Below are 14,226 nucleotides of genomic sequence, written 5' to 3' on the forward strand. Positions count from 1 at the left end.
CGAGCTTTAAGAGAAGCAAAAAAGCAAAAATGCGAACTCATAGAAATCAAACCTACCGGTGAACTGCTTATCTATCTGAAAGCAGATATCCCATTACCAAACTCAACAGCACATCCTGATAAAATATGGAATTTATCTCGTGATGATTATGAATTTGATATCATCTTATAGGTGTTCCCATGCCAAAACCACGCCCTCCTCACCTTGTGAAACAAATTACCCAACATGGCAAAATCGTATGGTATGTACGTATTGGTCATGGAAAACGTATTAGAATACGTGGTACCTATGGAACGCAAGAGTTTGTTGACAACTACAAAAGCGCACTTGCTGAATTACAAGGGCTTATACTCCCTAAATCCAAAACCGGTAAGCTAGTCGAAGGTTCATTTGCATGGCTCCTTAAACAGTATTTTAATAGCTCCAATTGGCATAGCCTCTCTACAATTACAAGAAAGCAAAGAGAATACATCCTTATGAAGATATGCGATTCCGTAGGAGATATCCCATACCAAGCAATTAATAAGAAACATATCATAGCTGGAGTTGAACGGCGTAAAGAAACACCAGCAATGGCTAGAGAATTTCTGAAAGTACTTAATGGGCTTTTTAATTGGGCAATTGACCAAGGTCTTTTGGAAAACAATCCGACTTTAGGGGTCAAAAAACCTCCTCTAAAAAATAAAGGGGGCTTTCCTGTTTGGACAGAAGAAGATGTTGAGAAATATTATAAAAGATGGCCTCATGGTACCCATGAACGTGTTTGGATTGATGTTCTTCTTTACACGGGGTTGCGCCGTGGTGACGCCGTTCGTATTGGTTGGAAAGATGTTAAAGATAATATCATTCATCTCAAAACAGAAAAAAGTAAATTCCAAACAGATGTTTTTCTCCCTATTTTACCGGAATTAGCCAAAACACTTGAAGCTGGTCCTATTGGTGAGGACACATTCATTTGTAGTAAACACGGGGGGAAAATACCTAAAGAAAGATTCGGAATTACATTTTATAATGCTTGTACCCAAGCAGGTATCAAAAAAACAGCCCATGGCTTAAGAAAATTAGCAGCAACACGCGCAGCTAACTCTGGTGCAACAGTATCACAATTGAAAGCACTCTTTGGCTGGACACATGATGCTATGGCATCTCTCTACACAAAGAGCGCAGATCGCAAAAAACTCGCTCTTGAAGCCATAAAAAAGCTTCAAAAAGATGGGGGATAGAGGAAAAAAAACGTAATAGAATCAGGATTCCTCAATTCCCCCATATTAGACATAACTATTTCATTTTACTTGCTGTTTAAATCCAATAACAGAATAATTCAAAGTTTATCAAAGATAATATCTTTTAATTCAAAGCCCATGAACTATGAGCAAAAGCATCGAATGTTCTTCCACCTGTCTCCCTGTTAGGACTCGGCGGCTTTCTAGTAAAGAAATATACAAAATATGCGATTAAAGCAAAAATCGCTGTCTCCATCCCCATTAAACCCGCAACTTTTTGGACATTTTTCTCAGCCCCTTGTCCTCCAAACTGGCTAATAATCATACCAACAGCTTTAATAACTCTATTTTCTTGTGTCATTACAGAAATAAAACCAGCATTTTGAAATCTATCATTTAAAGAATCAGCATTGGCTCTTAAAATCTGTGAAAAGAAAATCGCTACTGCAACAAAACATACTATACAATGCTTGAATATTTTCATCATAACCACCTAATTACAATATTTAATAAAATAAATTTTCTTTACCGCCCCTCTAAATAGAAAACATTACGTTATCTATCAATAAAGTATATTTATCTTCTTACAATAAAAATATAATACAAAATTTAATTAATAATTTTATTTAAATTGTTATTTTTATATTATATTACACTTGTAATATATCCGTTACATGTTTATTTAAGAGTTGTCAATTATTTTATTTGTAATTTATACTATGTAATTTAATGATAAAAATAAATTTATTTTGTTGTTTTTTAGTTACACGCAATGTTTTTATTTTTTTATATAATATATTAAAATAAATATTTTTATAAAATAATTTTTCCTTAGTATAAATTAAGAAAAAATATTTGCCCCAGCTACAATTAGCGTAAGCACCAGCTTAATTCTTTGATTGAAAAAGCTAAATTAAGTAAGATAAGGGATAACTTTGGTGAATGCGCCAAATCTAATGCCATAAGCTATTACACATTTCAACGATTTCACAGCCATGCGTTTCTACAAGAACATGGAATAATTTTAATAAAGTTCATTGTCTTCCACAATTATAATTTTCTAACATTAATATAATTCCACAACTTTAAGATAAAATAGAGAAATAAAAATGAATACATCTTCTCTCTAACCAAGATAAAATGATTAAAAATATAAATCATAAAAAATTTAATAATGTCCAATAAAAGCATTTTTGCACAAACCTTTGTAATGCTAATCGTTATAATTCTTCAGTTTATCAAAATGATAATCTAGAATAGCCGTAAAATGATGTGATCGTATATTTTTTGAGTTAATATGAAAAATTTTATGGATATTCAAATCAGCTCATGCCCCTTTTCATCTTAGAAAAGATATCAATCACGAAAATTAGCATAGATATATATTTTGGAAAAAAATTTAAATAACGTTGATATGGATAGATTATTTGCTAGCAAACAATCTTCTCTATTAAATCAGAGTGTTCACTACTGTGATATTTTAATCTCAATCACGACAACACTTCAATAACAGACTAAAATATAGATTCACTATAAGCTTAAAATAAAAATTTTGGAATTGATCATACATACAATGAATGAACCATAAAATACAAAAGTAATCATAACACTAGAAAATGAAAAAGCTTATCACTCTTGTTCACTATTCCTTCCTCTCTCATTTTTTCTGTGTTATTTTTAAAGTCTTGTAAAAAATATGAATTACATGCAAAAAAATTAGCCCTTTGTAATCTCTACGCCATCAATCACATTAGTTTTATTAATGATAAGCAATAACATCTGTATAGCTCTAAGCTTAGAAAACAACACCAGATTAAAGTATCATTTTTATTTATTGTAAAAGAGGATGTAAAACTCCATTTTTCTCTTATCATTGTTAAGAAAAATTGAAAAATGAGCTTATTAATATTAAAAAAATAGAAAATAATTTTTTACAAAATAATATCTTATTTAATTACTGTTTAAAATAACCCATTTAAAATAATATAAATATATTATGTTTATATTGTATGTGTTTAAATTGTATATTTCTAATTAAATAATAATATTTATAATAACACTAAAATATTACATAATAAATATATTTCTATTAAATAAAATCATAACATAAAATAAGAAATTAACAATAAAATCAAGTATAATTCTCTTAGTTTACCAGTACAACAAATAAATATATTTAATTATGTTATTGAACTCAGTTGCATTACCATCGTTTTTGCCCGCTTTGCTTAGTGGATCCTTTTATTTCCAAGCAATTATTAACTGAATTTTGACTGCTCAGCATGCTGAAAAATCTCTATGTGATTGTTGTCTTGATAATTGCTATCATGTTGTTTGGCGAAGCTCTTAGCTTTCTATCGGGCAACTTAAAAGCTTTATTCTGTCAATTTTCTTATTGTTTAAGCAAAAACTCATCCACGTAATAATATATTGAATGTACCAACAAAATCCGCACGAATAACCACATTTTGCACATATAAAAATTACCCATCTTTGACAATTTTTTAGCATTATAAACGTAACAAAAATAAATTTTGCTCAGATGAGAAAACACTACTAATATTGTACACCATCTTACCATTGGCTTGTGTCATCAAGCAGCCATCTAAACTCAAACTAATCTAAAACCAAGAAATTTAATTCTCTGATTTTTATTGTAAATTCTTTGCTCATAGCTATAGAAATACAACTGATTTTATGCATGAATATGTCTAATAAAAATCCTCATGTGTAAATTTTACATGCCCTATACCACCAGCATAAATAACGATAATCTACTCTATAATAGAATTATTCACTCAATTTTTTATTTTTATAATCATGATGATTTTTATATCATCCCCCTAATCCATTAAATTTAATAATTGTTTTCTTATAGATTATGAAAGTCATGACTATAGAAAGAAAAGTGCTCGACAGAAGATATCCAATATTCCATTCGCCTTTACCAAGTAACAGGGATACAGGAAAAGAAGCAGAAAAAGCCATGGGAAGCATAAACAAAAGCCATTTTACAATGCTTGAGGGATAAATTCCTATTGGTACAAATGAAAGCTCATAAATCATTTCATGAAAATATTCGACAGGCATCTTACGGCTAATAATAAATGTCACAAAATTAAACATCATGAAAAAACAAATATTGACGATAAAAACACAAAATATTGCAACAATAAAAGAGATCCATCTGAGCTTAAGATCATACATATCCGGTAATGATACGAACAAATAGGCACTAACATAAAGAACAAATAGCTTTATCAGATTAAGTGGTTTGCACCAACCAAACAACATCAACAACCAGATTGAAACAGGCTTTATCAAGTAGGGTTCAATTTTACCATCTGCTACTTTTTCAAAAAACGTTTCAATAGAATGAGTAAAAATATTCAAAAATATCCCAAGTAAAACAAAGACAACAAAGATAAAATGAATTTCATCTCTGCTATAGTTACCAATCTTTCCTGAAAAAGAAGATATTCTATCAATAAATATGAATTGAATAAAATAATAGCATAGAGAAAGAATAAACTCCCCAGCCAAATTCTTACCATAAACAATCTGTCGGCAGATATTCAGGCTGATAAAATGAAGGATTATTTTCATCTCAACCGCCCGCTCCATAATACATCTTCATTCCTTTATTCCAAGCAATATGAATTAAGCATAAAAGACACAAAATATAAGCAAAACTTCCGAAAAAAAACTGCTGAAACAACGCTAAATTTTGCGTCGCGAAAAACTCGGCAGGAGCTGATATCATGAAACGATAAGGATTAAATTGCATGAGCGGAATAAGCCACACCGGCCAAAAAGATGGTGGTAAAAGAACACCCCCAAGAAGCGTTGAACTGAGAATACTGAAAGAGAGTAATATATTGTACTCAATCACCCAAAAACTTAATAAGGCAATCCCGAAAGAGAGTAAAAAACAAAGCAATTGTGATAGAATAACCATGAGAAAAAAGAACAGAAAAGAGATGACCAATCCCAGAATATTTTCATAGGATAAAACAAGCTTTGCAACAAAAAGAGCCAATAACGGAATGCAATATAATACACTCTCTCCTAAAAAAGTAAAAAGTATTTGTGTCATATAACTAAAGGGTTTTGTGAGATAGACTTCTAATTGACCTTCCCTAACATGATGAGAAAAAAACTTAATCACATTATAACCATTATTTAAACGTCCTAAGACTAAAGCAAAAGCATAATAATACATCATATCATGAAAGCTAAAGCCATTTATGGTGTTTCCCATATCAGAGAAAAGTGCATTCCATAATAGAAGTTGAATAATAAATGGCGAAAGTGTCCCAATGACAATATCAGTAAAAAACATGGCTCTATCACTTAGAATAGAGAGTAATCCATTCCTTGCATAAAAAAACATGCCAAAACAATAATTAAATAAATTCTTTAAATTTAACACGGAGCATCTCCTCAAATGAGGGAGTGGACACAGAAAACGTACAGTTGAATTTAGTTGTCATTTCCCGTATGAAATGCGAATAATCTCCACGAGGTAACGAAATTTCCAATGAACATTCTTCATTGTTCAGTTTTTTATTTTTTAAAGGAGCGGACAATTTTAACGAAAGTTCATCCATTCTCTTTACAACAGCATAAAGCGCCTGCAAGTGTTCACAAAAAAATGTCACTTTCACCAAAGAAGGAAGCATATTTTTAAATGCATCAATATCACCGTAAAAGTGTTTGTTTCCTTTATGCAAGAGAAGAATATCATCAACGTAACCATCAATATCCCCCATATCATGACTTGTGATGATGTATCCCATCCCTCGCTCTCTTTTAAGTTTTGTAAGTAGCTCCCTAATTTCATGCTTAGAAGTAATATCAAGACCAATAGTTGGTTCATCTAGGAACAATAATTTAGGTCTAAAAGATAAATTAAATGCCAATTCACTTTTGACTCTCTCACCCAAACTCAGCATTCGCACTGGCTTGTCCATGATATGCGCAATACCAAGCAACTCTGCAATCTCTTTAAGGTCGCGGATAAAAGAGGTTCGTTCAATACCATATAAGGGTTGCACCATATCCAAACTGTAACGTAGAGGTAAATCCCACCATAAACAACTCTTATGACCAAAGACCACACCCAACTGTCTAAACAGATCTTTCTTGGTTTTATACGGATTAAATCCCAAGACTTTAACACTTCCCTTATCAACGAATTGTATACCAGCAAGTATTTTAATCAGTGTTGATTTACCTGCCCCGTTAGCTCCGAGGATAGCAAGAGATTGTCCTGAAAAAAGGGTAAAACTGATATCTTTCAGCACGTGATAATTCGTATATACTGGCTTAAAGAGAGAAAGCACTCTGTTTTTGAAAGAAGTTCCTCTGTCCATGCTACGGTATATTTTTGAGACGTTATTAACGTCAATCAATAATGATCCCATCAGTCACTCCTCATTTCAACTTATCCCCTCTTGGAATGTTCCCATAATCTTTGAATATCTGTTTTTTCACTGGAAAAAACGACCATGTTCTCCCCCTCCTAAAGAGCAATAAACGCACCTAAAGCTTTAATCTCCAATTTTTGGTATAGCATATTTCTTCAATCTGATGCATTCACTGAAATAAAGCATTAAGAATGCTAAAAGTTGTTTCTTCTTTTACGAAAGAAAATCTTTCGAACAAATTCAGATAAATAAAGTAAGTAGAAAAATAATTGATCATCGAAAGGAGAGCTTTGTTAATAAATCTTCATGGTGTAAGCAAAGGTACAAATAGTAAATCTATCATAAGTATATCAAATCACATTGATAACAAAACAAACCTCCTTAACAACAGGATTTTTTTGAGAGGCTACTTTTCCTCAGCATTACTATAAAATGCCTCCTTTATCTCCCATGAAAAATTAAAAAGCGCCTTTACACATTTCAGCAAATATCCTTCAGATTTTATCTCATTCATCTTCCTCAACAGACACGCCTCCCCAATATACAGCCCTACAGATAAATTCAAAGGAGCAGCTTCATCAACTCAGATTATTAAACGATACACCTTATCTAGAGATAATAATACAATCAATATGGATAAAGAACTGTAGAAAGAAAATTTATGATATTTCAAAATTCATCACTCAAAAACACCATTTTCTCATAGCGATTACTAAAGCTCTCTTCAAATGAAGCCCTATCCATCTCATCAAATTTATAGACAAAATTTTTACCAATCAAAAAGGATAAACGAAGCTTTTTTACTCTGTTTCAGCATCACTCTCATTAAAAGACAAAAGATTGAAACTTTGAACCATATGAGGTGGTAAAGGTGCAACAATGTCCAATATTCCTCCTGAAGGATGAGGAATACGAATACGACGTGCATGAAGATGAAGACGATTTTGAATTCCTCCTGGTAATGTCCAATTACTATCAGAAAAAAAATATTTTGAATCGCCAATGATAGGATGATCCATATGGGCAGCATGAACACGAAGCTGATGTGTTCTCCCTGTATAGGGTTCCATTTCAAGCCACGAAAGAGCCCGCCCTCGCGTATCTAAAACGCGATAGTAGGAAACCGCATGATGTGAATCTGGCTCCCCATGTTCACAAACACGCATTTTGTCACCTTGTGCAGTCATTTCCTTAACCATCCACGTTGAAATTTTATCCTGCTTTTTTTTAGGTACGCCCCGAACCAACGCCCAATAAGTCTTTTTTGTTTCTCGCGCTCTAAAAGCAGCTGTTAAGGACTGAGCAGCTCCCCTTGATCGCGCAACAATAAGCACACCCGACGTCTCACGATCAAGACGATGAACCAAACGCGGCTTTTCACCTTTTTTATTGCGCCATACCTCAAGCATACTATCCATATGACGTGTTAAACCAGAGCCTCCTTGTACAGCCAACCCAGCTGGTTTATTAAAAACAAATACCTTTGGATCTTCATAAAGCAGCATTTTTTTCAAAACGGTCCCATCATCCTGCCCATGAAGTGTTTTATCCGTTATTGAAAGATTTTCTTTGTCATTAATAGGGAGAGGTGGAATACGGACAGCCTGTCCCATACAAAGACGCGTATCGGCTTTAACACGTCCACCATCAACCCGTATCTGACCAGAACGCAACAGTTTTTGCAAGACTCCAAAACCAAGTCCTGGATAATGCACTTTAAACCAGCGATCTAAGCGCATTCCATTTTCATCTGCCTCAACTTTTTTTATTTCTACGCCTGCCATGAAAGTTCCCTTGCCTGATAATTTTATTGATCTATTTTTGCGCCTTTATAAGCACAAATATAAACACAAAAATTCATATTTTAGTTGGCTTTATCACACCATATTACAGTTAGTATCCAAAATTGCCTTTTCTTAACGTCCAAATTTTATTAGCTAAAAATTAAGCGTTATAAAAAAATCAATAGCCTTTACGCTTAACAGCGAATGGAGATAATTAACAGTGTCCTTATTCAAAACCTATGCACGTGTTCTCACTTACCTAAACAGAGAAAAAAATGCATCCCTTTTAATCTGTACCGCTAATGTTATGTTAGCGATTATCACCATTGCAGAACCTATTTTATTTGGACGGGTTATCGATTCTATTACAGAAAAAGCAGGTATCATCTCTACTCTTGCCATTTGGGTTTGTTTTGGACTTTCACATATTATCGCTTATGTCCTTGTTGCTCGCGGTGCAGACCGCTTAGCCCATAGACGTCGCTTAACGGTTTTAACAGAATCTTTCGAACGTATCATTGCCATGCCGTTAATTTGGCATCAACAACGCGGAACATCTAACGCACTCCATACACTTTTGCGCGCTATAGATTCCATGTCAACCATATGGCTTGATTTTATGCGACAACATCTCTCAACGCTTGTCGCCTTATTGGTTCTCATCCCCATAGCCTTTAATATGAATTGGCGCCTTTCAATAGTCTTGGTTGTGCTTGCCATCATCTATGTATTAATTGCACGTTTAGTGATGCGAAAAACAAAAGACGGGCAAGCCGCTGTAGAATGCTATCATCATAACCTTTTTAAACATGTCAGTGATTCAATCTCTAATGTTTCCATTGTACAAAGTTATAACCGAATAAAAGAAGAAACTTTCATACTGCACCAACATACAAATGCTCTGCTTAAAGCACAAAATCCTGTTCTCAATTGGTGGGCGCTCGCCAGTGGCTTAAATCGAATGGCTTCAACGATTTCAATCGTTTGTGTTCTTCTCCTTGGAGCTTTTTTTGTTGCAAAAAGTCAACTACGAGTAGGTGACGTCGTTGCTTTTGTTGGATTTGCACAACTCATGATTAGCCGCCTAGACCAAATGAGCAATTTTATTCATTGTGCAATATCCTCACAAGCAAAACTGCAAGAGTTTTTTGAAATGGAAGACTCAACCTTTCGTATCAACGAACCGCAGAATCTTCCCTCCCTCCAAAATGTTAAAGGCACCATACAATTTCATCACGTGACCTATAAATTTCCAAATTCTTCTCAAGGTGTTTTTGATATTTCTTTTGAGGTTAAAGCAGGACAAACTGTTGCGATTGTAGGACCAACAGGAGCTGGAAAAACAACGTTGATCAATCTGTTGCAGCGCGTATACGACCCTACCTTTGGGCATATCTCCATTGATGGAATAAATATATGCTCGATCAATCGCGAATCTTTACGCAAATCTCTAGCAACAGTATTTCAAGACTCAGGTCTTTTCAACCGTACTATTCATGACAATATTTCAATAGGAAAAGCGAGCGCAACGAATGAAGAACTTTATGAAGCAGCAAAAATAGCAGAAGCTCACGATTTTATTCTAAAAAAAGCTGATTATTATAACACAATGGTGGGCGAACGAGGATCTCAATTATCAGGTGGAGAAAAACAGCGACTAGCAATTGCACGCGCTGTTTTAAAAAATGCCCCTATTCTCATTCTAGATGAAGCAACAAGCGCTCTTGATGTTGAAACAGAAGCACGTGTCAAAAATGCCCTTGATTGCATAAGCCATAATCGCACCACTTTCATTATAGCACATCGCCTCTCAACAGTACGCAATGCTGATGTAGTACTCTTTCTAGAACATGGTCATTTAATTGAAAAAGGAAGCTTTCAAGAATTAATCGAGAGAGACGGCCGTTTCTCTCGATTCTTAAAAGCCAGTGGTTTAACAATCAAATCACCAGAAAGAGAAAGAGAAGGAGAAAATGAAAACGTCATCCTCTTACATGAAGCCATAGCATCATAAAAATGATACTCTTCACAAATCTCATGTAAAAAATACCTCTTCAATACACCCAAAATACTTTATTGATACAAATAAAAGGTTACTAAGAATATCACAATCCATTTTTGACGCGAGATCTTTGAAAAAATATTAAAACAAAATTTCGCACTTTTTCTACTGTTGAAATTTTACTCGATTGAAACAAAATTATTGCGTATATTTTTGCATATTAATGAGTATACAATCGAATTTAAGGAAAATGCAAAGGTAAAAAAGCTTCCAATTTTACCATCTTCTTTTAACTCAGCTTTACAACTTTCAAAACTATCTAAAACAGTGTTTTTTTAATAATGGATATGACGTATTGCTTCACACTTTTGTTTATCATGTTTTTTGTAGAATCATCCCCTCGCCAAGAACAAAATGTCATTGTGTTGTACATTCATCACGTGCTTTTTTAAGAAATATTTCTCAATACTCCTAAGCCTATTTTTCACAACAATTCTTGTGAATGGTTTTGATTGATTCAATATACATAGATTTAAAATGAGAAAATCCTACGAATATTTGGAGCTCTTACTCAAGATATAAAAATAAATTATCATTATAAATCAATATATTGAGTAAATAGCATCATAATAAATCAGACATTAATATACCTCTTTAAATTTATGCGATATTCCTTTTTATAAAATAGGATAGAGATGTTTCTTTAAAAAAATCTGTAAGAGCCACACAATGACTGCTCTTCTTCGTAAAAATATACTACAAAGCAAAGTGTAAAATGCTGCATAATCTTTCTTATTTTGAAAGGTAACTCCCAAAATTCTTGAAAAACATAAAATCAAATGAAACAATGATGATAAAGATAAACACTGTTTTTATCTCTAACAATTTTGTACAAGCCCCCATTACGCTATATCTGGATTTCAGCAAGACATCGGACAGATACTCGTGATACTTATACACCAATCCAACATAAAAATATAAAAAACACCGATGAGAAAAGATTTTGCTTTTTAAATTTTTTCAAGAAAATCTTTTAGTGCTGCAAATGCCTCACCAGCCTTGTTACCCTCAGGACCACCAGCCTGCGCCATATCAGGACGACCACCACCACCTCGACCACCAAGCACAACTGAAAGAATACGAACGAGATCAACAGCATTCAACTTATCCGTTAAATCATCCGTAACGCCAACAACAGCACTGCCTTTTCCATCCTCCGAAACACTAATAAAAGCAACGACTCCAGACTCAATTTGTTTTTTTCCAGAATCGACGAATGCCTTAAGATCCCGTGGTAAAATATTTTTGACAATGCGTCCGAGAAAAGAAAGCCCATTAATGATGGTAATATCATCTTGACTACTTTCTGTTATACCACCACTCAACACCATTTTTTTGCGTACATCATTCAACTCTTTTTCAAGTTTACGACGATCATCAAGCAAAATTCGCACCCGTTCTTCTAAACCAGAAGAAGACGTTTTTAAAAGATCAGCGATCTCATGAATACGCTCATCTTGGCGACAAAGATAAAAACGTGCTTCTTGGCCAGTTAAGGCTTCAATACGACGTACTCCTGCTGAAACAGAACTTTCAGAAACAATATGGATCAAACCAATATCGCCTGTTCGCTCCACATGTGTGCCCCCACAAAGCTCTATTGACCAATGCTTTTTTAATCCCTCTAGGTGACACTGTTTCCCCATAGAAACAACGCGAACTTCATCACCATATTTTTCACCAAATAATGCCATGGCTCCTTTAGAAATGGCTTCATCCACGTCCATGAGATGCGTTACGACCTTACTATTTTGCAAAACAATCTCATTGGCTAAATCTTCTATTTTTTTCAATTCTTCCAAAGAAACAGACTTTGGATGAGAAAAATCAAAACGTAACCGATCTGGCGATACAAGAGAGCCCTTTTGAGTAACATGGTCCCCCAATATTTGCCGTAAAGCCTCGTGTAATAAATGGGTAGCAGAATGATTTGCACGAATTTTTTTACGACGAATACCATCAACGGTTAATTCTACACAATCAGACCTCGATGCCTGACCAGATTTTACTTCTCCAATATGGATAAAAACACCATCACCCTTTTTCTGAGTATCATGCACCTCAAAAACAAAATCTTCACCAGAAATGATACCGCTATCACCAATTTGCCCGCCAGATTCACCATAAAAAGGAGTCTGATTTACCACAAGAATAGCTTTTTGCCCCGAAGAAATATGATCAACAATTTTACCATCACACACAAGAGCTGTAAGAATGCCTTCAGCTTTTTCTGTTTCATAACCTAAAAATTCTGTCGCCCCTACCTTATCACGAACAGAAAACCAAATTGTCTCCGTTATAGCTTCACCAGAACCAGACCAATGAGCACGCGCTTCCTCTTTTTGGTGTTCCATCGCTTTATCAAAAGCATCAACATCAACAGATATTCCGCGACGCCGAAGCATATCTTGCGTCAAATCAAGCGGAAAACCATAGGTATCATAAAGCTTGAAAGCAACTTCACCATTTAAATGATCTCCCTCTTTAAGAAGACTACTCGCTTCATTTAACAAACCAAGTCCTCGTTCAAGTGTTTTACGAAAGCGTATTTCTTCTAACTTCAAAATTTCTGAAATCAAAGACTCAGCACGCACCAATTCAGGATAGGCTTGTCCCATTTCGCGAATTAAAGCAGGCAAAAGCCGCCACATTAAAGGCTCTTTAGCACCAAGAAGATGGGCATGACGCATAGCACGACGCATAATGCGACGTAAAACATATCCTCTTCCTTCGTTGGAAGGAAGAACACCATCAGCAATCAAAAATGCGCACGAGCGAAGATGATCAGCAATGACACGATGGCTGGCAATAAAATCACCCTTTGCCTCAATCCCTGTAATTTCTTCTGAAGCAGCAATTAATGCACGAAAAAGATCAATGTCATAATTATCATGAACACCCTGTAAAACAGCAGCAATACGCTCTAACCCCATGCCTGTATCAATAGAAGGATGAGGTAAATCAACACGTTCTTCCTTGGAAATCTGCTCATACTGCATAAAAACAAGATTCCAAATCTCAATAAAGCGATCCCCATCTTCATGAGCACTTCCAGGTGGCCCCCCCCAGATTTCATCACCATGATCATAAAAAATCTCTGAACAAGGACCACAGGGTCCTGTATCTCCCATCGCCCAAAAATTATCAGCTGTCGCAATACGGACAATTTTTTCATCTGGAAGACCTGAAATTTTACGCCATAGTTCAGCAGCAACATCATCACTCTGATAAACTGTCACCAACAGTTTATCTTTTGGCAGACAAAATTCTTTTGTTAAAAGGTTCCATGATAAAAAAATGGCTTCTTCTTTGAAATAATCACCGAAAGAAAAATTACCCAGCATTTCAAAAAATGTATGATGGCGTGCCGTATAACCAACATTATCAAGATCATTATGCTTTCCACCCGCACGAACACATTTTTGTGCCGTTGTTGCCTGCTTATAAGGGGACTTTTCAAGTCCAGTAAAAACATTTTTAAACTGCACCATTCCTGCATTTGTAAACATAAGTGTAGGATCATTACGTGGAACAAGTGGGCTAGAAGAAAGAACTTTATGCCCATTACGATGAAAATAATCCAAAAATGTTGACCGAATGTTATTAACACTATTCATACCGACACCTGCTCAATACAGTACAAAACCATAAAAGAAAAATCCCCCTCATTAAATATCCTCTTTGCCACGCATGGAGTCAATTTAATCAAAGAATGGAATATTTGTTCA

At 34.6% G+C, this 14,226-nt stretch carries 8 protein-coding genes; 2 read left to right on the forward strand and 6 right to left on the reverse strand.

What is annotated here, in order from left to right:
- The first annotated feature begins 179 nt into the window (after positions 1-179).
- Positions 180-1,223: a tyrosine-type recombinase/integrase gene (locus ACFIMW_RS07125; RefSeq protein ID WP_375608635.1), complete on the forward strand. Its 1,044-nt coding sequence runs from the start codon at positions 180-182 to the stop codon at positions 1,221-1,223.
- 124 nt (positions 1,224-1,347) lie between these two features.
- On the opposite strand, the gene ACFIMW_RS07130 is transcribed toward ACFIMW_RS07125, so the two are convergent.
- From ACFIMW_RS07130 to ACFIMW_RS07150, 5 genes are all read right to left on the reverse strand, one after another.
- Positions 1,348-1,707 carry a hypothetical protein gene (locus ACFIMW_RS07130; protein ID WP_375606730.1) on the reverse strand — a complete coding sequence of 120 codons (360 nt, stop codon included), beginning with the start codon at positions 1,705-1,707 and terminating at the stop codon, positions 1,348-1,350.
- Between the two features lie 2,351 nt (positions 1,708-4,058).
- Positions 4,059-4,847, reverse strand: coding sequence for an ABC-2 family transporter protein (locus ACFIMW_RS07135; RefSeq protein WP_375608634.1), 789 nt, complete (start codon positions 4,845-4,847; stop codon positions 4,059-4,061).
- Positions 4,831-5,565: an ABC-2 family transporter protein gene (locus ACFIMW_RS07140; protein ID WP_375608633.1), complete on the reverse strand. Its 735-nt coding sequence runs from the start codon at positions 5,563-5,565 to the stop codon at positions 4,831-4,833. Before ACFIMW_RS07140 ends, ACFIMW_RS07135 begins: the two co-directional genes overlap by 17 nt.
- Positions 5,566-5,629: 64 nt before the next feature.
- On the reverse strand, positions 5,630-6,649 hold the full coding sequence (locus ACFIMW_RS07145) for an ATP-binding cassette domain-containing protein (RefSeq protein ID WP_375606698.1): 1,020 nt from the start codon (positions 6,647-6,649) through the stop codon (positions 5,630-5,632).
- An 803-nt stretch (positions 6,650-7,452) separates the two neighbouring features.
- Positions 7,453-8,436 carry an RluA family pseudouridine synthase gene (locus tag ACFIMW_RS07150; protein WP_375608632.1) on the reverse strand — a complete coding sequence of 328 codons (984 nt, stop codon included), beginning with the start codon at positions 8,434-8,436 and terminating at the stop codon, positions 7,453-7,455.
- A gap of 220 nt (positions 8,437-8,656) precedes the next feature.
- Between ACFIMW_RS07150 and ACFIMW_RS07155 the strand changes: the two genes are divergently transcribed.
- A complete protein-coding gene (locus tag ACFIMW_RS07155; protein WP_375608631.1) occupies positions 8,657-10,450 on the forward strand; it encodes a glucan ABC transporter ATP-binding protein/ permease in 1,794 nt (597 codons plus the stop codon).
- A 998-nt stretch (positions 10,451-11,448) separates the two neighbouring features.
- Here the strand turns inward: ACFIMW_RS07155 and alaS are convergent.
- Positions 11,449-14,115 carry an alanine--tRNA ligase gene (gene alaS, locus ACFIMW_RS07160; RefSeq protein WP_375608630.1) on the reverse strand — a complete coding sequence of 889 codons (2,667 nt, stop codon included), beginning with the start codon at positions 14,113-14,115 and terminating at the stop codon, positions 11,449-11,451.
- Between the last annotated feature and the right edge of the window lie 111 nt (positions 14,116-14,226).

Source organism: Bartonella sp. AC329YNZD (assembly GCF_042196685.1).
GTDB lineage: Bacteria > Pseudomonadota > Alphaproteobacteria > Rhizobiales > Rhizobiaceae > Bartonella.